Below are 21,845 nucleotides of genomic sequence, written 5' to 3' on the forward strand. Positions count from 1 at the left end.
TGGTGGCCATCATTGCCTTCTTTCAGGCGGCAGCGATGGTGACGTGATCCTTTGAGTCAGGTAGCCACGCTCATGGAGCGGCGAGTTGCCAGACTCACGCCGATATAGCAGGCCGCCGAAGCGAGACAACCATAGAGCGGTCCCTGGACCCAGCCAAGGTCTGTACCCAGCAGTAGGTAGGCACTGACGCAGAATCCCGCCGCAATGGAAGCGAAAGCCCCGAGGCTATTGCCTTGCCACAGGGTTGAGCACAAGGTCACGCCAAACAACGACGCCATCAGCGTGCCGTTGCCCAGGATGCCCAGCCACAGGATCATTACCGGCGGTAGATAGGCCATACCGACAAAGCTGCAGATACCGACAATCATGACCATCAACCGGTTGAAGGTCATGGTGGTCGTGAATCCTTCATGGCGGCCCAGCGCTGAACGCAGGTCATAGGATAATGCCGTCGAGACGGTGTGCATCAGCGAGTTGGCGGTCGACTTCATGGCAAAGAGAATGAAGAGAGTGATCACGCTCGACATCAAGGGACCAACACCGTGTTCGAGGAAGGTCGGCATGGCGAGATCAGGACTGGCGAGCTCCGGGAAATAGGCTCTGGCATACAGCCCCGCCAGTGGTGTGAAGTTCAACAGCAACCCGAGAACGGCCACCCAGATACCGACTTTCGCCATGCTCACGTCCTTCTTGATCGCCAGAAAGCGTACCGACATGAATGGCAGAGCCGCTGCCCACAGGAATGCATAGGGCAACAACAGCAGTGCCGATGCCGGACTGTCACCGTAAGGGGCGCCAGTGGTGGGATTGGCGAGCTGTGGATCCTGACTATTGAGCTGGCCGATCAACTCGCCCAGCCCTATCTCGACGAACACCACGTAAGCGATGACACAGGAGCCGAGGACCATACCCAGCACCATGACGGCGTCGGTCCAGGCGACCGCTCGCAGGCCACCAAACATCGTGTAGCAGATGACCAGCAGGGTAATCAGCAGGGCGCCCTGGGTAGGGGCGATGCCGAGCCATCCCGATACCAGCAGGCCGATGGCCTTGATCTGGGACACAAGGAAGACACTCAACAACAGGATGATGATCAGCGCGACAATGCCCTGCAGCCAACGTCCCGCGAGGCCATCGGAATGGGTCTGGGCGATGTACTCGGGAATGGTACGGCTGCCCAATGTTGCAGCCTTGCGGCGTAGGTAGTTGGCGAAGAACAGCGTGGCGATCAGAAACGCCGGGGTATAGAAGGTGTTCGAGAACAGTTCTAGTGAACCATATTCGTAGGCCACGCCAGGCGAGCCGATGAATACGAAGCCACTATAGCCAGTGGCAACCAGCGTGGCGGCGGCGACGAAAGGACCGAGCGAGTTGTTGGCGACAAGGAAACCGGATTCATCCTTGTCGCCTGCGGCACGCATGGAGTGGAGCGACAGGCCGATCAGGATCAGAGCCGAGCAGCTTAACAGCAACCAATTCAACATCAGAGGAAACTCCTTGAGATCATTGTTCTAGTTCTGGCTGCGAAGGTGTCAGTGCTTGCGTGAGAGCAGCAGTGCTGCCACCGCTAACGCCAGAGTTGCAGCCGAGGCAATACCGAAGGCGAGAAAGGTCCAGGATTCCATGTCTTCTCCTGCTGGTTGTACGTTGTGGCTCTTGGTGTGAAGCAAGTTGGTGTGAAGCAAGTTGGTGTGAATCGAGCTGAGGTGAGTTGGAGACACACCGCCCCTGGGCCACGTGAAATCACGCAGCGGATCATGTCTCAACAGAGGTGGAGCGCCGTCTCAGTGGTGACTGTGTCAGTTTCGTGGCGACGACTTTTGATCAGTGCCGACGATGCCTGATTGATCCGTTGGGCAGCATCAAGAGGGGCAGGCTTCGCCAGCTGGAAAGGGGGTGTGTCGTCATGGGTAATGACTCCGTTGCCGGGTGTTATTGTAAGTGGGTCGTGCCGGCATCCATCACGACCTGAAAATGACGATAGCGTCGACACCCTGGTTAATTAAAATATTATTATGTGAACGGCAGCTTCAGCTTTTTCTATGCAAGTCATGCCAAAGCCCCTTTGCTGAGGAGAGCTGGTGTTTCAGAGGCTTCCAATGCGATCACGAGGCGCCTGAGAAAGGTCTCGCAGCGTGCCAACTGCTCGTGCGTCACGAATTCATCGGGTTGATGACCCTGATCCATGCTGCCGGGGCCGCAGATCAGAGTCGGGATTCCCAATTCCTGCTGAAAGAGTCCACCTTCGGTGCCGTAGCCGATGCGTTCTCGAGTGCAGTCGTCGAGCAGGGCAACAATGAACCCCACCAGCGCTTCATCGTCAGCCATCGACAATCCGGGATAAGCACTGAGGCGTTCCATCTGGATACCGGCTTCAGGGTGTATCCTGCGCATCTCGGCTTCCAGCAACGACGCTTCTGACATCAGCTCCGCAAGCAGCATGTCGACATCGTCTGCCGGAACGTTGCGGATCTCGAGGTCGATGCGACAATCCTGAGGCACGATGTTGAGTGCAGTCCCGCCCTGAACAACGCCTACCTGCAGCGTGGTATGGGGAATCGCGAAGCGCTCGTCGAAGGGACCGGTTTGAGCTTTCTCTATTGCCTTTCTCTCCACCCAGGTGATCAGTCGAGCAGCGGCATGGATGGCATTGACTCCCTCGGGGGCCATCCCGGAGTGACAGGCCTTGCCGCGTAGCTTCAGGCATACGGCGAGCTTGCCCTTGTGGGCGGTGGCCAGACGCATGGACGTCGGTTCACCGACCACACATGCCGCCGGGCGTTGTGGGTGGTGGGCAAGGTCGTTGATCAGGGTACGGACACCCAGGCAACCCACTTCTTCATCGTGAGAAAAAGCCAGATGGATGGGCACATTGAGATCCGCCTTGACCATGGCGGGCACCGCGGCCAACACGCAGGCGAGGAAGCCTTTCATATCGGCGGTGCCTCGTCCGTATAGCCGTTCGTTCTCGGCGGTCAATTGGAATGGTTCGACTCGCCAGGTCTGGCCGGTGACCGGCACGGTATCCGTGTGTCCTGAGAGCATGATTCCTGAACGATCATCGGGGCCAATGGTGGCATAGAGGTTGGCCTTTGCTCCGCTGTCGTCGAGGACACGTCGTGAGGCCACTCCGTAATCAGCCAGATATGCCTCGATGAATTCGATCAGCGGCAGGTTGGAGCGGTGGCTGGTGGTATCGAAGGCCACCAGCTCGGCGAGCAGGTCGGTGACAGACATCTGGGACATGGGAGCTTCCCGTAGGGACAGTAGTAAGTAACGGATCTACCGGGCAGGGAAGGGAGATAGCAACCCTTCCACTGCCTGGCCAGTGTGGCATGGAGCAGGCTCGGGCCTCAGCGCGAGTCTCCCGGTACGCCATAGGAAGGGGACTGGTCGGGACGACTTGCGCGACAGACGTAGGCATCGCGCTGCGGAAGATAGTTCGCCCACACCATGCGCAATTCGGTCAGCGGCGAAATATGCCAGTCCACTCGTAGATCAACCACTGGCCAACTGGCCTGATCGGTGACCTTGAGTCCCGCTGAATATACCGGTCCCATTTCGCCGCCTGCCGCCAGGCCAGCTTCCAGAGCTGACAGTAATCGCTCGGCAAGTTCACCCTCGTGGGTCTCGAAGGTCGCTATCATGGCCTGGATGACTGCGGTATCTGCCAGCATGTTGCCGCCCGCGACGCAATCGCGACCCTGATGTGTGGCGTGCAGTCCGAGCGTCTCCATACCGCTATGGACGGCGCTGTGGCCCTGCCCATCAAGCACCTGGAGCTGACGCCATTCCGGGTACTCCTCGTTTTCGATGATCCGCGCCAACACCTGTTCGGCGTTGAGCCCCTGCTGCAACAGTGACACGCCCAACTGGCCCAGTCCTGGGTTGGTGACGTTCTGGGTCAGTACCACCCCCTTGCCCGGGGCAACGAAGGGACAGCGGCTGGCGACACAGATGCTGGAAGAACTGATGGCGGTACCGAACTGCCCAGTCTCCCGGCAGAAACCGGCGATGGAAAAGGTCATTGGGTGTCCTCCTCTGGAATCACGGCGATGACGTCGATTTCCATCAGCCATTCGGGCTGGGCGAGTCCGGCGACCACCAGACCTGTGGAGATCGGAAAGACTCCCTTGAGCCATTTGCCGACTTCGCGATAAACCGGCTCACGAAAGCGGGGGTCGGTGATATAGGTAGTGGTCTTGACGATATGGCTGAGGTCGGAGCCGGCCTCCTCGAGTAGCTGCTTGACGTTCTTCATGGCTTGTTCGGCCTGAGAACCAGGGTCGCCCAGGCCGATGAGGTTGCCATTGAAGTCAGTACCGACCTGACCGCGCACATAAACCGTATTTCCCGCCCGAACTGCCTGGCAGAGATCATTGTCCAGACTCTGGTTGGGGTACGTCTGCTGGGTATTGAACATGCGGATTCGTGTATGAGTCGGCATCAATCTTCCCTCGCTATACGGACTTCCTGAGTCTGTGATTGGGCATATGCTGCATTGTTGCGACCGCTGTGATCAGCGCTCCCTGTTCGGTATTGCAAGGCATCCTGGTAAGCCAGGTATTTACGCTGTGTCGCGATATGGTCGGCAATATGTCTGGCATCGTGCCAGACGCCCCAGATGAAGCTGGAGCCGCGGCGTGACAGCCATGGCAAACCGAGGAAATAGATGCCGGGTTCGCTGGAAACACCACGTTGATGCTGCGGCTTGCCGTGCTCATCAAAGGCATTGACCTTCAGCCAGCGGTAATCGACGGCAAAGCCTGTGGCCCAGATGATCGAGCCAATGCCGGCTTCCGCCATATCGAGTTCCAGAAGCGGATCGGTGATGCATTCCGGACTGGGCGGAATGATCCGAGCTTCCGGCTCCTGGGGAAGATCGAGACCATTGCGTGCAATATAGGCATCGGCGGCATCGAGTAATGACAGATAGTTCTCGTCACCGCGTGCAATGTTCTCGGCCAAGTCTGTCTCGAAGGATACCTTGCCGTTGTCGAAAGCTTTTGTTCTGCCGACGAGAGTGACGCCTTGGCGTGCCAGGTGACGAAAATCAACGGTATGGCCGCCTCGTGCACCGCTGACGGCAATCGTGACGTGCTCCGTACCTGGTGCCATGGCTTCAGCATCCCACTCACCGAGAACACCCAACCACCAGCAGAAGTCTCGACCGCGATAGGCGCGTGGCGGGCGGTGGTGAGGGCCAACCGAAAGGTGAACATTGCGGCCGGAACGTTGTAGCTCATCGGCTATCTGGACCCCTGAGGAACCCGCCCCGACCACGAGTACCGCTCCTTCCGGTAGCTGCTCCGGGTTGCGGTACTCGGAGGAGTGTAGTTGCGTGAGATTGGCATCTTCGGGAGCGATCGGCGGGATGACCGGACGCTGAAAGGGACCTGTTGCCGCGACCACGCGGTTGGCCTTGATCACGCCTTCCGAAGTCTCGATCGTGAAGCCGGGCTGACCAATATTGCGCTCGACGCTCAGTACATCAACACCAGTGTGGACGGGGGCGTTGAACTTTCTGGCGTAGTCCTCGAAGTAGGCGGCAATTCGCTCCTTCGATGGGAAGCCATCGGAATCGACATCGTCGAATTCCAGCCCCGGGAATCGGTCATGCCACGCTGGGCCGTTGGCGACCAGGGAATCCCAGCGCTCGGTCCGCCAGCGTTCTGCAATGCGATGACGCTCCAGAACAAGGTGTGGGATATCAAGGTGACTCAGGTGTTCGCTCATTGCCACGCCGGCCTGGCCGGCGCCGACGATAAGGGTATCGATTTCCTTGTTTTCTATTGTCATGTTCATGTCCTTGCTGTCTAACCTGTTGAGCTGGCGCTCGAAAAATCACGGTGCGCAGGCGAGTGTCTTCCACCGTTATCGTGTTGTTGTGCGTGTGTTGCTGGGCCCGTGTGATGGTGTGCAGGTAGATTAGGAGCCAGGTTGGTATCAGTTAAAATATAGTTATTCGAGCTTTTGAATCGGTTTTACTGATGCAGGTAGGATGACCATACCGCCAGGCGGTTCTGACCCAAGGGCTGGTGCTGCTGATCAACAGGCAAGAAGCGTTATTTCACCGGCAGTGGAAAAGCTGGCGATCAGGAAACAGGAAACAGGCAAAACAGTTACGAAAGCGCCTTCCATCAGCGCTTCTGCTAGGCTGGCGAGACCTCGATGGCCGGTAACTACAACCGGCGGATCGACTCCTTGAGTCATGACAACGGTATCCATGTATGCGCCATTTCACCCTCAAGCAGTTGCGCTACTTCACGGTGGCTGGCGACCTATCCAGTGTTACCCTGGCGGCTAGACAGCTGCATGTTTCTCAGCCATCGATCTCCGCAGCCATTCAGCAGATCGAGGAAGTGACAGGGCTGCAGTTGTTCGTTCGTCACCATGCCCAGGGACTATCGCTGACGCCGGCTGGTAAGCAGCTCCTTGCACGTGCCAAGCAGCTGTTGCGTGACGCGGATGGCCTGGAGCAGTTTGCCGTATCATTGGGAGAGGATGTCGCGGGTGAGCTGCGTCTGGTGGCTTTTCCGACCTTTGCTCCGGTTTTTCTGCCGCAGTTGCTGCGGCGTTATGCCGATGCCTATCCGGCGGTTAGCCTGGCGTGTCACGAGGAAAATCAGGTCGACATCATCAGAGGGCTGAATCAGGGCGAGTATGAGCTGGCTTTCACCTATGACCTCCAGGTGCCCGCCAATATTGATTTCACTCCGCTACACCGTTTTCCACCCTATGCCGTAGTGGCCGAAGATCATCCCTTGAGCCAGCGAGAGCAGGTGAGTCTTGCAGAGTTGGTCGAATTCCCGATGGTGTTGCTGGATTGGCCACAGAGCCGTGAATACTTCCTGTCGATCTTCGACATTCATGGCTTGAAGCCCCAGGTCGCCTATCGTGCCAAGTCGCTGGATATGATTCGCGGTCTGGTGGCCAATGGTTTTGGCTTTTCGCTGTTCAACACTCCACTGACAACCGTCGAGGCATTCGATGGGCGTCGTTTGACGGCGCTGCGGATTGAGGATGAAGCTCGACCACTCTCCATGGGGCTGGCTTCTCTGAAGGGGTTGCGCCTGAGCCCCGCCGCGGAAGCCATGCGTGAGCTGGCAATGCGCACTGATGTCACCGCAATGGTGGTTGGTCGCAAAAGCGCCGTCTGAACTCACTTCATCCGGACAGGACGTGCTGTTTACCTGCTGACGCGCTGGCGCCAGCAGGTAGCGCTGCGTTCGAATCCTTGCATCATAAAAAACTATTCAATAGCTCACATAATTATATTTTAACGATTCAAAGGCTCTGCCTAGTGTGACAGCAACGGGACGGCTGGTTTTATGCTGAGCCGCGATCACAACGACATTCGACATCATCGTGGTATTTGAAATCACAACGGCATTTGAAATCACAACGGCATTCGACATCACAACAACATTGGATAATGGAGTCTCTCTGATGGCTATGCATGATCTTGCATACTGGCGCGACCTTCGCGCTGGCCTTTGTATTCCCACCTCCGCTTTCATCAACGGCCAGGCCACTGACGCCGCCGATCGCAGTACTCTGACAACCTGGAATCCCGCTACGGGGGAGGCATTGGGCGAAGTGTCGGCCTGTGGCACAGAAGATATTGAACGTGCCGTATTGGCGGCTCGTCGCAGCTTCGATGATGGAGAGTGGTCTCGGGCAGCACCGGCAACACGTAAATCCGTGTTGCAGCGGTTGGCAACGCTGATGATGGAGCATCGCGATGAGTTGGCGTTGCTCGAGACGCTGGATACCGGTAAACCGATCCGTGATGCCTACCAGCTCGATATCCCCGGTGCCGCTGGGTGTTTTGGTTGGTATGCCGAGGCTGTCGACAAGCTCTATGGAGAAGTGGCGCCTACGGATGGCGAGAACCTTGCGACCATTACCCGTGAGGCACTGGGAGTGGTAGCCGCAGTAATCCCGTGGAACTTTCCGCTGGACATCACCGCATGGAAAGTGGCCCCGGCATTGGCCGCGGGCAATAGTGTGATTCTCAAACCTGCGGAGCAGTCGCCCTTGACGGCATTGCGCCTGGCACAGCTGGCCAGTGAGGCAGGAATTCCGGATGGGGTCTTCAATGTCGTACCGGGCCTTGGGCATGTCGCTGGCCAGGCGTTGGGATTGCATCCGGATGTGGATTGCCTGGCATTTACTGGATCCACGGCAACTGGCAAGCGCTTTCTTGAGTACTCATCGCGTTCGAACATGAAGCAGGTATGGCTGGAGTGTGGCGGCAAGAGTCCCAATCTGGTTTTTGCCGACAGTGACCTTGATGCCGCGGCGAGTGCGGCGGTGCAGGGGATCTACTTCAACCAGGGAGAGGTCTGTTCGGCGAATTCGAGAATTCTGGTCCAGCGAGAGATCAAGGATGCCTTCGTTGAGCGCTTTGTCGCCATCGCGTCGCAACTGGTGGTGGGAGATCCGCTGGACCCAGCCACCGATGTGGGGTCGCTGATTGATGCAGATCATGCCAGCAAGGTGCGGGGCTATATCGCCCTGGGAGTGGAAGAGGGCGCGCATCTTGCGCTGGGGCAGTTGCCTGGTGATGACGTGCAGGGAGCATTTGTCGTGCCCACGTTATTCGACAGTGTGACTCCCCAGATGACCATCGCACGGGAAGAGATATTCGGCCCGGTGGCGGCATTGATCGAGTTTACGGATGAGAACGAGGCTGTGGCTATTGCCAATGACTCCATCTATGGGCTGGCTGCCTCGGTCTGGACGCGCGACCTGTCCCGCGCTCACCGAGTCTCGAGACGTTTGCGGGCCGGCACTGTGTCGGTGAATACCGTCGATGCCATTGATTTTACGACGCCGTTTGGCGGCTACAAGCAGTCCGGGTTCGGTCGTGACCTGTCGCTGCATGCGCTGGACAAGTTCACTCAGCTCAAGACGACCTGGATTCGCCTCTGACTCATATTTCCAATCCTCCCGCTGACGCGATGTCAGCGGGCAATAACCCCCTACAACAACAAGAGGGTCAAGACCATGCAAGATGTCGCATCCAAACCGGCGTCAGCTACGGCTGTCACTGGCAAGCGGGCCAGGCGTGGCCTGGGGCTCAAGTCTCTGATGGCCGTTGCCGTCGGTCTGGTGGTATCCCAGGGCGTGATGGTAGTGATGCTCCAGGGCGTTGGCATCGCGGGCGCAGCGTTCGTCGTACCTCTGGCCATCGCCTGGGTTCTGGCATTGTGCTACGCAGCGTCGTTCTCCGAGCTGGCACTGATGGTGCCAAGAGCAGGTAGCCTGAGTGCTTATACCGAAGTGGCTCTGGGGCACTTTCCGGCAATTCTGTCGGTGTTCTCCGGTTATGTCGTGGTGGCCATGTTTGCGCTTTCCGCTGAATTGATGCTGGTCAACTATCTGCTCGGTGTCCTGTACCCGGCTATTGAAGGCTCCCAGTACATCGCTTTCGGTATTCTCGCGGTCTTCACCATGCTCAACCTGTTGGGCATTGATGTGTTCGCCAGGCTGCAGAACGTCCTGGCGTTCGTCATGGTGGTTGCGCTGACGTTGCTCGGTGTCAGTGCACTGAGTGGTGGATTTGCGCCGCACAGCGTTGAATCCTCCGAGCTGATCGCAGGCTTCAGTCTAGGGGATGGAGCCTTGACGCTGATTGCGCTGGCCATCTGGGGCTATGTCGGAGCTGAGTTCGTCTGCCCGCTGGTAGGGGAGGCACGCGATCCCGAGCGCAATATCCCACGCTCGATGTATCTGGGACTGACGGTAATTCTTGCGGTCTTTACGCTCTATTGTCTGGGGGCGCTCTTTTATGTCCCGCGTGACGTGCTGGTTTCGGCTGAATTGCCACACCTGGAATATGCCAGAGCTGCTTTCGGTGGGTCGGGAACCTTCCTGCTGGCAGTAGCGGCAGTGACCGCAACCTGCAGCACCGTCAACACCTCATTGGCTGCGGTGCCTCGCATGCTGCAAGGGATGGCCGAGCAAGGCCAGGCCTTTCCCATGCTGGGATGGCTGACCCGTGCCACCCGCGTGCCTTGGGTTGCGGTGCTGTTTGTCGCCGGTGTGACGGGACTCCCCTTGCTGATCTGGGGCAACGATCCGAGCACAGTGGGCCTGTTGCTGATCTCAGCGGCCATTGCCTGGTTGATCGCCTATGTCATTGCGCACGTCAATGTCATTGCGCTGCGTTTCCGTTATCCCGACGCCAGGCGCCCCTATCGCGCTCCTTTCTATCCGCTGCCACAACTGATCGGCATCGCCGGCATGGTCTACGCCATCGTCTATGCCTCTCCAGCGCCGGAATTGACCCACAAGATATTCCTCAACGCTGGAGTGGTGCTGGGCCTGGTCAGTGTTGTTGCTGTGGTCTGGATCAAGCTGGTCATGCGTAAGCCACTGTTCCGGCCTGAACCTCTCAATGAAATCACCAACCCTTGATGTCGGCACCTCGAGGCCGGCCTCGCGGTGTGTCTCACAACCTGAAGGAGAATCACAATGACCAGTCAGAACGTTGGCACCAATCTCGAGAAGCAGGAAATCTGGCAGAAGGATCGGGATCATTTCGTGCACCCCTGGACCGACTTTTCCACGTTCAAGGAGAGTGGCTCCATGGTCTTGCGCCAGGCCGACGGTGTGTCCGTACAGGATGCTGATGGCAAACGCTATCTGGATGGCATTGGTGGACTGTGGTGCGTGAACATTGGCTATGGCCGTGAGGAGATTGCTGAGGCGGTAGCCGAGCAGATTCGTGATATTCCCTACTTCTCGACGTTTGGTCACCACACTACCGCACCCGCCGCTCGCCTGGCGGCTAAACTCGCGGATCTGGCGCCGGGGGATCTCAATCACGTCTTTTATGGTTGCGGCGGGTCCGTGGCCAACGATACGGCTGTGCGCTTGATTCATTTCTATTTCAATCAGCTTGGCAAGACCAGCAAGAAGCAGATCATCTCGCGCATCGATGGTTATCACGGCAGTACTTACATGGCGATGTCGATTACCGGGGTCGAGTTCGACCATATCGGCTTCGATATCGATCGCCAGTTGGTCCATCACATTTCCTGCCCCAACCCCTATCGTCGCCAGGAAGGACAGAGCCTGGAGGCATTCTGTGACGAGAAGGTGCAGGAGCTTGAGGAGAAGATTCTCGAGTTGGGTCCGGACAATGTCGCAGCATTCTTCGCTGAACCGATCATGGGTGCCGGCGGGGTCATCGTGCCGCCCGAGGGATATCACCGCAAGACGCTGGCAGTGTGCCGCAAGTATGACGTTCTCTACGTCTCCGATGAGGTGGTCACCGCCTTCGGACGGCTTGGGCACATGTTTGCGTCGCAGGATGAGTTCGGGATTGTTCCGGATATCATCACCTGTGCCAAGGGACTGACGTCCGGCTACCTGCCCCTGGGGGCAACGATCTTCTCCGATCGTATCTATGAGGTGATCAGCCGGCCCCAGGCGGAAGGCGCGCTCTTCACCCATGGATTTACCTACTCGGGGCATCCCGTCAGCTGTGCCGCAGGGCTCAAGAACATCGAGATCATGGAGCGAGAGGCTATCTGCGATCACGTCAAGGATGTGGGAGACTACTTTGAACGACGTCTCCATGAGCTGGAAGATCTGCAGATTGTCGGCGATGTGCGTGGTCGAAAATTCATGATGTGTCTGGAGAATGTGGCCGACAAGGCGACCCGGAAGTTGATCGATCCCGAGGCGAAGATCGGCAACCGGATCGCGGATGAGTGCCAGAAGCGTGGTTTGATCGTGCGTCCTCTGGCGCACATGAACATTCTCTCGCCGACGTTGATCCTCTCACGAGACGATGTCGACTTCGTGGTGCAGACATTGCGCGACAGCATCGAGGCAGCCACCGAGTCGCTCAAGGTGGACGGCTATCTGCCACGCTAAGGCCATGCCCCCGACTCGAGGAGTCGGGGGCATGCTTCTCGCCTCGGTAAATGGCGGCACTGGGGTTAATGAAACCGATCCATGAAATGGGTTTCTGAAACAATCATTGAATAGCCAAGGCAGCTTTAGGCAACGGTAGCGCGACGGCCTTGTGGTTTATCACCCCGGCATCCTTCTGAACGACTACTGACGTTCAACCCTCAGTATCTCCACGCCTTGATCTTCGATACCGCCTTGCTGACGGAGCGGTCGATGAGGTTTGGTTGCTTTCTATTCGATACAGCATCCTTTCTGCACAGGCACGTCTGCCTTGCCTGATCTTGTCCTCGCTGGCGTTCCTCCTGGACCTAGGTATAGGTAACGTCACTTGGCCTATGTATATATAGTGTCTATCTGTTGTATATAACAGGTGAGCAGAAGTATTCTCGTGCTTGAGGGGGCAGGGACGGCAGAAAGATGCCCCGGACAGGTTGCCGTTGCGATGACTCTGCGAGGTGTAACTCCATGAACATGAATATGAAGTTTCTTCAGGACCTGCTGTCGCGAGTATCCAGCAGGGCTCGAGATCACGATGTCGGGGGGAGGGGCCGTACCAGCAAGAGTGGCAGCTCACCATTATTCCAACTGAGTGCCGCCTGCCATGCCTTGATGAATAGTGGTGGCGAAGCGTCGCGTATTCTCGTCGCGCAACGGGCACTCGAGCATTATGCCCAGTTGGATGCGCAGGATCGGGTAGCGTTCTTCACCTTGTTGGCCGAGGAATATGCCGCGGACTCCGAGGCTGTACACCTCGCCTATGCCGCGTATCGGGATGAGGAAAGCAATGCCAACCTGGAACGGCTGTTCACGGCATGTGAGCCCGCTCGCCAGAATCTGTTGCGGCGTCTCAACCTATGCCCAGGTGGGACTTTTGAGCTGGTCAAGATGCGCGCCGATCTGTTGGGACTGCTCAAGGAACATCCCGAACTGGCGCCGTTGGATGCCGATTTCGCCCACTTGTTTTCCTCCTGGTTCAATCGTGGCTTTCTGGTGCTGGAGAGTATCGACTGGAATACCCCGGCTGCAGTGTTGGAGAAGGTTATTCAGTACGAGGCGGTACACGAGATTCATGACTGGGAAGACTTGCGTCGTCGCCTCGGGCCTCAGGACCGACGCTGCTATGCCTTCTTTCATCCCGCAACCGGCGATGAGCCGCTGATCTTTGTCGAAGTTGCCTTGTGCCGCGGGATTCCCGACAACATCCAGAGCATTCTGGCGTCGACGGAGGAGCTGGATGCCAATGATGCAGACACGGCGGTGTTCTACAGCATCAGCAATTGTCAGCGTGGTCTGAAAGGCGTCTCTTTCGGTAACTTCCTGATCAAGCAGGTGGTGCAGGAACTGAAACGTGAACTGCCCAACCTCCGGGAATTCGTCACTCTATCTCCGGTGCCGGGCTTCGCGGCCTGGCTTTCCAGTGCGCGCAGTGCAGGGCAGGTCAAGCTGTCCCCACATGCCGAGTCAGCACTCGAGGAGGGTGCCTGGCAGGAAAACGAGGAAAGCCGTAAGACCCTTGCTGGGGAGCTGATGCCATTGGCGGCCCATTACTTCCTCGAAGCGAAGCATCGCAGTGGTCAGCCACTCGACCCGGTGGCGCGCTTTCATCTTGGCAATGGTGCCAGTCTGCACCGCATGAACTGGCCTGGAGACACCTCCACCAAGGGGCTGAAGCAGGCGCATGGCCTGATGGTCAATTACCGCTACCAGATCGACCAGATCGAACAGAACCATGAAGCCTACAGCCGTGAAAGCAGCATCATCTGCTCCTCCGAAATTCGCCGTATGGCGGCAAAACAGAAACCACGTAGCCAGCAGAAGGCGGATGCCTGAGGGCGGCGTATTCCTTGTTCACTTCCACCAGAGAGAACGTCATGAATCATAATCTCTATCTGCAGTTTCTTCCGCATTTTGAGCGACAGCCGGACAAGGTACTGATCGACACTCCTGAAGGTGCTGAATATCGCTATGCGGATGTATTGACAACATCACAGCGGCTGGCGTCCGTGCTGTCCGAATTGGGAGTGCAGCCGGGTGACCGGGTGGCGGTACAGGTCGACAAGAGTCCGCAGGTGGTGATGCTGTATCTCGCCTGCCTGCAGGTAGGCGCGGTATATCTGCCGCTGAATACCGGTTACACCGACGCCGAAATCGACTATTTCCTTGGTGATGCCGAGCCGCAGCTTTATGTCTGCACGCCGGAAAACCTCGCCCATGCCCAGCGTTTCAGTCAGCAGGGCAGAGTCGTTCATGTGGAGAGCCTTGGTACTGCCAGTGATGGCACGCTGATGGATCAGGCTCAGTCGTTGGCGGCGACCTCTGATGTCGCACAGGTCGAGGCCAATGACCTGGCGGCGATTCTCTATACCTCCGGGACCACTGGACGTGCCAAGGGGGCGATGCTCAGCCACGCCAACCTGGCGTCGAACAGCCGCTCGCTGGTTGAGGCCTGGCATTACACTGCTGATGACCACCTGCTGCATGCCTTGCCGATCTTCCACACCCATGGGCTTTTCGTCGCTTGTAACGTCACGCTGACGGCTGGCGCCTCGATGACTTTCCTGTCGCGCCTGGATGTCGACAAGCTGCTGGATGGCATGCCGAGCGCCACAGTGTTGATGGGCGTGCCGACCTTCTATACCCGTCTATTGCAGTCGCCACAGCTGGATCGTGATGCGGTGCACAACATGCGTCTGTTTGTGTCCGGCTCTGCACCGCTGCTGGCCGAAACTCATGATGAGTTCCACCAGCGTACTGGTCACGCCATTCTTGAGCGTTACGGCATGACCGAAACCAACATGAACACTTCCAACCCCTACGAAGGCGCGCGTTGTCCGGGCACTGTCGGTATGCCGCTGCCTGGAGTGGAAGTGCGTATCTCGGATCGTGAGACCGGCGTGGCGTTGTCCCAGGGTGAAACGGGAATGGTCGAGGTGCGTGGCCCCAATGTCTTCCAGGGCTATTGGCGCATGCCGGAAAAGACCAAATCCGAGTTTCGTGATGATGGCTTCTTCATTACCGGAGACCTTGGACGCATTGATGAACAGGGTTACCTGCAGATTGTCGGGCGTGACAAGGACCTGGTGATTTCTGGTGGTTACAACGTCTACCCCAAGGAAATCGAGCAACTGATCGATGATCTGCCTCAGGTACTGGAATCTGCGGTCATCGGCGTGACTCATCCCGATCTGGGGGAGGGCGTCACGGCGGTGGTGGTACTGAAGAGCGGTGAGAGCCTCAGCGGTGACGAGATCATTGCCGGCCTTCAAGGCCATCTGGCGCGCTACAAGCAACCGCGCCGGGTGTTCTTCGTCGACAGCCTGCCGCGGAATGTGATGGGCAAGGTGCAGAAGAATCAACTGCGTGCCACCTACGCCGATATCTATCAACACAAGGAAGCCACCGACGCCTGATCTGGAACACCCGTAGAGGGCATATCCATAACAAGCACGCCAGCGCGCTTCTACAGCAGACATGTCTACAGAAAACATGTCTACAGCAAACATGGCCGCGCGCAATGTATCAACACGAAGCTTGATCACGATATTTCCAACACAATGATAATAGCGAGAAGTGACCATGGTGATTTACGGAGTAGCCCTGTTGGCAGGGTGCATGATGGTTGGCCTGATCATCGGCGACCTGCTCGGACAGGTTCTGGGTATCGATTCCAACCTCGGTGGCGTGGGTATTGCCATGCTGCTGTTGATCTTCACTACCAGTTGGCTGAAGGACCGCAATAAATTGCCGGAACCTACGGTTTCCGGGATCAATTTCTGGAATGCCATGTACATTCCAATTGTGGTGGCGATGGCGGCATCCCAGAATGTCGCCGCCGCCTTCAGTGGTGGTCTGGTTGCCCTGTTGGCGGGTGTTCTGGCCGTGGTACTTGGGCTGGCTCTGGTGCCTGTGATCGCTGGCAAGGCACCGGACAGAAGTACCGATCGTGGTGCTGATGGCCGCTTGTCCTCGACTACCCGGTCGGGCTACTGAAGGAGGAGTGAACGATGTTGGAATCATTGACTGAGCTGTTCGATAAGTATCACCTCATTGCTGCCTTCGCGGTCATCGGTCTTACCATGTACCTGGCCTATTGGGTCAGTGCCCGTTTTACCCGGGGCAAGTTACATGGCTCGGCAATCGCCATCATGATTGGTCTGGCGCTGGCCTGGTTTGGTGGGGTGGTCACCGGTGGTGAGGATGGACTCGCTGATATCAGCCTGTTTTCCGGTTTGGGCCTGATGGGTGGTGGCATGTTGCGCGATCTGGCGATCATTGCCACGGCCTATGGAGTGCAGTTCAGTGAAATCCGTCAGGCTGGAGTGCGCGGAGTGATAGCACTGTTCGCCGGAGTGATTGTGTCATTCGTCGCTGGTGGTGTGGTGGCGGTAGGCTTTGGCTATACCGATCCGGTAGATATCACCACCATCGGTGCGGGAGCCGTTACCTATATCGTCGGGCCTGTGACCGGGGCGACCCTGGGGGCAAGTTCCGAAGTAATCGCGCTGTCGATTGCCGCTGGTCTGGTCAAATCGATACTGACCATGGTCGCGACACCGATGACCGCGCGGCTGATCGGGTTGGACAACCCGCGTTCAGCGATGATCTTCGGCGGCATGATTGGTACTACCAGCGGTGTCGCAGCAGGCCTCGCTGCCACTGACGCGCGTCTGGTGCCCTATGGAGCCATGACCGCGACCTTCTATACCGGGTTGGGAATTCTGTTGGCGCCGACCTTGCTGTTCCTCGTGGTGCGAGCCATTGCCGGATAGCAGCAAGTCCCCCAGATGGTGTGTGCTGCCTATTTCGATCCAGCCAACAGTGGTCGCCTGATTCAGTAACGGCGCAAGGCTGCCTTGCCGGTAAAGCGAGTATCCTGACGCCGGCTTATCCATTACTCCGGTATAGCCACAGCCCCCGCTTCGGCGGGGGCTGTGGCGTTTCTGGCTACCCATCCGAATACACCCGCCTCTGGATTGTATGGATTGGTCAACAAATATTGCGTGTGACGAGTCTATGCTTCTTCCAGCCATCATGGCTTCAGTTTCATTGAATTAATTTGTTTAAAAACAATAGGTAATATCGATGTTAAAAAATAGACCAAAGTTGTATTTCTAATTGGTCGACCAATCTCTACTTTTGAATGGTCAACCAATTGTGAGGTCCATGATGGGAACACCAGCACAGAGTGTCGTCTCCGACGACATCGAAAACCTCAGGCACCATGCGTATCGCATTCGACGCAATGCGTTGCTGATGGGCGAAGTTCAGGGTCAGGGATACGTTGGCCAGGCACTGGGGATCGCTGATGTGCTGGCGGTTGCCTATTGCCGCCAATTGAACATGCGTGCCGATGATCCTGAGTGGGAAGGGCGCGACCGCTTTCTGCTCTCGATCGGCCACTACGCTATCGCACTGTATGCTGCGCTGATCGAGGCGGGAGTGATCAGCGCCGATGAAATCGATAACTATGGCAGTGATGACAGCATGCTGCCGATGTCCGGTATGGCGGCCTATACGCCGGGCATGGAGATCACCGGTGGGTCTCTGGGGCATGGCCTGGGCATCGGTGTCGGTATGGCACTGGGCCTCAAGCGCAAGAACAGTGGTTCGCGTATCTATAACCTGCTCTCCGACGGTGAGTTGAACGAAGGCTCGACCTGGGAAGCCGTCGCATCGGCTGCGCACTGGAAGCTCGACAATCTGATCGCCATCGTCGACGTCAATGACCAGCAGGCCGATGACCGTTCCTCCACCGTGCTCAACTACGAGCCAGTTGCCGACAAGTGGCAGGCCTTCGGCTGGGAAACCTGGCGCGTCGATGGCAATGATCTTACCGCGCTGGTCGAAGCCTTCGATCAGGCCGTCAACAGCACCTCCGACAAGCCGCGCGTACTGATCTGCGACACCTTGATGGGGCGTGGTGTGCCGTTTCTGGAAAGTCGCGACAAGACTCATTTCATTCGTGTCGATGAGAACGAGTGGAGTCTGGCGCTGCAGCAACTCGATGAGGTTTACGGTATCAGTGCGGAGGAACAGTCATGACAGCTCGGCCCAGGCTCAAGACATCGGCGATGATTGCATCGATCGCCGCGGAAGGTCAGGCGACCACCAGCGCGCCGTTCGGCCATGCTCTAGTTGAGGCGGCGAAGCGTGATGAACGCATCGTTGGCATGACCGCGGATCTCGGCAAGTACACGGATCTGCATATCTTCGGCCAGCAATTCCCCGAGCGTTACTACCAGATGGGCATGGCTGAGCAGTTGCTGATGAGCGCTGGTGCGGGTATGGCGCGAGAGGGATTCGTTCCCTTCCTGACCACTTACAGCGTCTTTGCCTCGCGCAGAGCCTACGACTTCATCTGCATGGCGATTGCCGAAGAGCGGCTCAACGTCAAGATCGTCAGCGCCTTGCCTGGCTTGACCACCGGCTATGGCCCCAGTCACCAGGCGACGGAAGATATCGCCATTTTCCGTGGTATGCCCAACCTGACCATCATCGATCCGTGCGATGCACTGGATATCGAACAGGCGGTTGACGCCATGGTCGAGTTCGATGGCCCCGTCTACATGCGTCTGCTGCGTGGCAAGGTGCCGCGTGTCCTCGATCGTTTCCCGGATTATCAGTTCAAGATCGGCAAGGCGCAGCGCCTGATGGCTGGTGAAGATGCGCTGATCATTGCCTCAGGGTTGATGACCATGCGTGCCGTTGAAGCGGCCGACGAGCTCGCAGAGCAGGGTATCAAGGTCAGTGTTCTGCACTGCCCGACCATCAAACCACTGGACACACAGACGATTGTCGATGAGGTCCGCCAGCACACCGGCAAACCGGTGTTTGTCGCCGAGAACCATACCGTGGTCGGTGGCCTTGGTGAGGCAGTCGGTGCGCTGTTGATGCGTGAAGGCGTCTGCGCGGAGTTCCACCAGATTGGCCTTCCCGACGAATTTCTCGATGCGGGGGCATTGCCCACGCTGCATGACCGTTATGGAATCTCCACCAGGGAAGTGGTGAGCAAGGTGGCCGGTATCGTGGCTCGCAAGAGCTGATTCGGTCGACAACGTCAGTTCACTAGACAGAACAAGAGAGCGTGAAACCATGAAAAATATAATCACAGGTTCAATCATCGCCGGTTCAATGCTGATGAGTGCTTCGGCATTTTCGGCGCAGACGCTGCAGCTCGCGCACAACGCCGCAGAAGGTAACCCCAAGTGGGATGCCTCGGAATTGTTTGCCGATCTGGTTGAAGAGAAGACCAACGGCGAGATCAACGTGGATGTCGGTGGCAATGCGCAATACGGCGATGATGTCGAAGCGTTGACGCTGATGCGTATCGGTAACCTGGCCTTCAGTGCCAACTCTCAGGGCACTACTTCTGGCGTTATTCCCGAGTTTGCCGTGCTCGGCTTGCCGTTCCTGTTCGATTCGCTGCCCTCTGCCTGGCGAGTGATGGATGGTGAAGTTGGAGATGAACTGAAGCGTCTAGCGGAGCAGCAGGGGCTGGTGTTGCTGGCGTTGTGGGACAACGGCATTCGTAACGTCAGCAACAATGTGCGTCCGATCGAGACACCAGAAGATCTGGAAGGTATCAAGATTCGCACACCGCCGGACCCGGTCACCGTGGAGATTTTCGAGGCACTGGGCGCCAACCCGACGCCGATGAACTTCTCCGAACTGTACATCGCCTTGCAGCAGGGGGTGGTCGATGGCCAGGAAAACCCGCTGATGAACATCTACTCGTCGAAACTGCACGAGGTTCAGAAGTACGTCTCGATGACAGGCCACAAGTACGAGTCAACGCCAGTGCTGATGAGCAAGGTGATCTGGGACACGATGTCGCCGGAAAACCAGCAGGCCGTTCAGGAAGCTGCGCTCGAGGCGGGAGAGTTCAATCGTCAGGCGTCGCTGGCGGCCGATGAGGACCTGCGTAAGCGCATGGAAGAGGCGGGTGTGGAGTTCAATGACGTCGACAAGGCTCCGTTCATCGAGGCGACTCAGTCTGTTTATGACAGCTGGCGTGAGCGTTATCCCGAGCTGGTCGAGATGGTCGTGACTGCCGCACAGGAAAGCCCCTGAACTGGAGGTGCTGTCATGAAGCACTCTGAGGAGAGCCAAATCAGTGAGGCAGGGCAGCCTGCCTCACTGATGCTGAGCTTGAAAGCCGCGATCTATCACACCTTCAGGTGGGCGGCGATCCTGTCGATTGTCACCATGTTTGTCGCCTTGATGTTCGGCGTCATTGTCCGCTACGTACTGTCATCCAGCCTCGGCTGGGTGGCAGAGGTACCTAACCTGTTCTTCCCGTGGCTGACCATGTGCGCGATTGTTGCGGCGGCGGCTCGCAATGAGCACATCGGTATCGAAGTGCTGGTGGCGAAAATGCCCAGTCCATTGCGCCGCCTGGTGTTGTTTGCGGTGAATCTGGCGGCAATGGTGGCGTTTGGCGTAATGGCCTGGTATGGCCTTGAAGTCATCAGTATTGCCGGTAGCCAGACATTGCCGATTACCGGAATTGCGATGTCCTGGGCCTACTGGTCGGTGGTGATCGGGTTTGCTGCGGTGGCATTGGTGTCGTTGATCAACATCGTTCTGGTGCTGGCCGGTAATGACTTGAGCGTAGATTCCGCGGCTCAGGAACACGTTGGGGAGGAAGTCGCATGACGGTCCATATGTTGCTTGGCTTCGTGATGCTGATGCTGTTGGCCATGCCGGTAGGATACTCGCTGGTGATCAGTGGTTGGGCAGCGCTTTCGGTATTCGGCTCGATGCCTTCGAGCATGGCGGTGCTGAAGATCTTTCAGCCGACCCAGAGCTTTCCGCTGTTGGCGATCCCGTTCTTTATCCTTTCCGGCAGCTTGATGATGTCGGGCAAGCTCGGCCAGAAGCTGGTAGGCATGGCATCGATGCTGGTCGGCAAGTATCCCGGCGGGCTGGGGCAGGTCAGTGTGGTGGGTTCCACGGTGTTCGGCGGTGTTTCCGGTTCATCCGTCGCTGAAGCCTCGGCGTTGGGCTCGATGCTGATTCCATGGCAGAAGAGAGAAGGGTACCCTGGTGCGTTCGGCGCAGCGGTTACCGCTTCCTCGTCAGTCATCGCCGGCCTGATGCCGCCTTCCATTGCCTTGATCCTGTTCGCCACGGTTTCCAACACGTCCATTGCCTCGCTATTCATTGCCGGAGTCGTTCCTGCACTGATGCTGGCTGGCGGCATGATGCTGGCCTGCTACATCACCGGTCGTCGGCGTGGCTTTCCGATAATCGAACTGAGCTACACCCGCAGAGAAGTTGTGCAGACGGTGCTCAATGCTCTGCCGGCGTTGTTGATGCCGGTGTTCATTCTGGTTCTCCTGCGGGCGGGAATTGCCACACCCACGGAAGTCAGCATCATCGCCGTTGCCTACGCGCTGGTGGTCAGTGGCGTGTTCTATCGTGACCTCAATGGCACGCGAATCATGGCGGCGCTGACCAATACCGTGATTACTACTGGCGTGGTGATGTTGATCATCGCGGCGGCCAATATCATCGGCTATATCCTGACGTCGGGAGGCGTTCCCCAGGCCGTGGCCCAATGGGCCGTGGAGCATCTCAAGGATCCCTTGCTGATCATCCTCGCCATCAACCTTCTTCTACTGTTCATCGGCATGTTCCTTGACCTGCCCGCCGCCATTCTACTGCTCGGACCGACGCTGGTGTCGATTGCCAATGCCATCGGTCTGGACCTGGTTCAGCTTGGCATCATGATGTGCGTCAACCTGAGCATTGGTCTGTTCACGCCACCGATCGGTACCACGTTGTTCGTTGCTGCGGCCATCGCCCGCGAGCCCATCGGCAGGGTGGTCAAGGAGCTGGTGCCATTCTACCTGGTTGCGTTGTTGGTGCTGCTGTTGGTGTCCTTCGTACCGGCACTGATCATCTACTGAGGA

The 21,845-nt window shown here is 57.6% G+C and carries 19 protein-coding genes; 13 read left to right on the forward strand and 6 right to left on the reverse strand.

Annotated features, from left to right (window positions below; translation table 11 throughout):
- Positions 1-56 precede the first annotated feature (56 nt).
- From AR456_RS06355 to AR456_RS21215, 6 genes are all read right to left on the reverse strand, one after another.
- A complete protein-coding gene (locus tag AR456_RS06355; protein ID WP_021820527.1) occupies positions 57-1,484 on the reverse strand; it encodes a sodium:solute symporter family protein in 1,428 nt (475 codons plus the stop codon).
- A 565-nt stretch (positions 1,485-2,049) separates the two neighbouring features.
- Positions 2,050-3,246, reverse strand: a complete 1,197-nt coding sequence (gene argE, locus AR456_RS06360; protein ID WP_021820529.1) for an acetylornithine deacetylase — start codon at positions 3,244-3,246, stop codon at positions 2,050-2,052.
- Positions 3,247-3,353: 107 nt separating this feature from the next.
- Entirely contained in the window at positions 3,354-4,028 is a 675-nt protein-coding gene (locus AR456_RS06365) for a DUF1028 domain-containing protein (protein WP_021820530.1), read from the reverse strand.
- A complete protein-coding gene (locus tag AR456_RS06370) occupies positions 4,025-4,447 on the reverse strand; it encodes a RidA family protein (protein ID WP_021820531.1) in 423 nt (140 codons plus the stop codon). Before AR456_RS06370 ends, AR456_RS06365 begins: the two co-directional genes overlap by 4 nt.
- A complete protein-coding gene (locus tag AR456_RS06375; RefSeq protein ID WP_021820532.1) occupies positions 4,447-5,799 on the reverse strand; it encodes a flavin-containing monooxygenase in 1,353 nt (450 codons plus the stop codon). Before AR456_RS06375 ends, AR456_RS06370 begins: the two co-directional genes overlap by 1 nt.
- A 249-nt stretch (positions 5,800-6,048) precedes the next feature.
- On the reverse strand, positions 6,049-6,213 hold the full coding sequence (locus tag AR456_RS21215; protein WP_155829335.1) for a hypothetical protein: 165 nt from the start codon (positions 6,211-6,213) through the stop codon (positions 6,049-6,051).
- 17 nt (positions 6,214-6,230) lie between these two features.
- On the opposite strand from AR456_RS21215, the gene AR456_RS06380 reads away from it, so the two are divergent.
- From AR456_RS06380 to AR456_RS06440, 13 genes are all read left to right on the forward strand, one after another.
- The gene (locus AR456_RS06380; RefSeq protein WP_021820533.1) at positions 6,231-7,160 is read left to right on the forward strand and encodes a LysR family transcriptional regulator; all 930 of its coding nucleotides are present in this window, start codon (positions 6,231-6,233) and stop codon (positions 7,158-7,160) included.
- Between the two features lie 289 nt (positions 7,161-7,449).
- On the forward strand, positions 7,450-8,937 hold the full coding sequence (locus AR456_RS06385) for an aldehyde dehydrogenase (RefSeq protein ID WP_021820534.1): 1,488 nt from the start codon (positions 7,450-7,452) through the stop codon (positions 8,935-8,937).
- A 75-nt stretch (positions 8,938-9,012) separates the two neighbouring features.
- A complete protein-coding gene (locus tag AR456_RS06390; protein WP_021820535.1) occupies positions 9,013-10,425 on the forward strand; it encodes an APC family permease in 1,413 nt (470 codons plus the stop codon).
- Positions 10,426-10,482: 57 nt separating this feature from the next.
- Positions 10,483-11,892 (forward strand): aminotransferase, encoded by a 1,410-nt coding sequence (locus tag AR456_RS06395; protein ID WP_021820536.1) that lies wholly within the window; start codon positions 10,483-10,485, stop codon positions 11,890-11,892.
- A gap of 504 nt (positions 11,893-12,396) precedes the next feature.
- Positions 12,397-13,761 carry a malonyl-CoA decarboxylase gene (locus tag AR456_RS06400; protein WP_021820537.1) on the forward strand — a complete coding sequence of 455 codons (1,365 nt, stop codon included), beginning with the start codon at positions 12,397-12,399 and terminating at the stop codon, positions 13,759-13,761.
- A 41-nt stretch (positions 13,762-13,802) separates the two neighbouring features.
- On the forward strand, positions 13,803-15,341 hold the full coding sequence (locus AR456_RS06405; protein WP_021820538.1) for a malonate--CoA ligase: 1,539 nt from the start codon (positions 13,803-13,805) through the stop codon (positions 15,339-15,341).
- A gap of 166 nt (positions 15,342-15,507) precedes the next feature.
- Positions 15,508-15,921, forward strand: coding sequence for a malonate transporter subunit MadL (madL, locus tag AR456_RS06410; RefSeq protein WP_021820539.1), 414 nt, complete (start codon positions 15,508-15,510; stop codon positions 15,919-15,921).
- 14 nt (positions 15,922-15,935) lie between these two features.
- Positions 15,936-16,700, forward strand: coding sequence for a malonate transporter subunit MadM (gene madM, locus AR456_RS06415; protein ID WP_021820540.1), 765 nt, complete (start codon positions 15,936-15,938; stop codon positions 16,698-16,700).
- A 394-nt stretch (positions 16,701-17,094) separates the two neighbouring features.
- Positions 17,095-17,973: a transketolase gene (locus AR456_RS06420; RefSeq protein ID WP_021820541.1), complete on the forward strand. Its 879-nt coding sequence runs from the start codon at positions 17,095-17,097 to the stop codon at positions 17,971-17,973.
- The gene (locus AR456_RS06425) at positions 17,970-18,974 is read left to right on the forward strand and encodes a transketolase family protein (protein ID WP_021820542.1); all 1,005 of its coding nucleotides are present in this window, start codon (positions 17,970-17,972) and stop codon (positions 18,972-18,974) included. Before AR456_RS06420 ends, AR456_RS06425 begins: the two co-directional genes overlap by 4 nt.
- A 49-nt stretch (positions 18,975-19,023) precedes the next feature.
- Positions 19,024-20,001, forward strand: a complete 978-nt coding sequence (locus AR456_RS06430; RefSeq protein ID WP_031208637.1) for a TRAP transporter substrate-binding protein — start codon at positions 19,024-19,026, stop codon at positions 19,999-20,001.
- Between the two features lie 15 nt (positions 20,002-20,016).
- Entirely contained in the window at positions 20,017-20,586 is a 570-nt protein-coding gene (locus AR456_RS06435; RefSeq protein WP_021820544.1) for a TRAP transporter small permease, read from the forward strand.
- Positions 20,583-21,842, forward strand: a complete 1,260-nt coding sequence (locus AR456_RS06440) for a TRAP transporter large permease (protein ID WP_021820545.1) — start codon at positions 20,583-20,585, stop codon at positions 21,840-21,842. Before AR456_RS06435 ends, AR456_RS06440 begins: the two co-directional genes overlap by 4 nt.
- Positions 21,843-21,845: the final 3 nt, after the last annotated feature.

This window comes from Halomonas huangheensis (genome assembly GCF_001431725.1).
In the GTDB taxonomy this organism is placed as follows: domain Bacteria; phylum Pseudomonadota; class Gammaproteobacteria; order Pseudomonadales; family Halomonadaceae; genus Halomonas; species Halomonas huangheensis.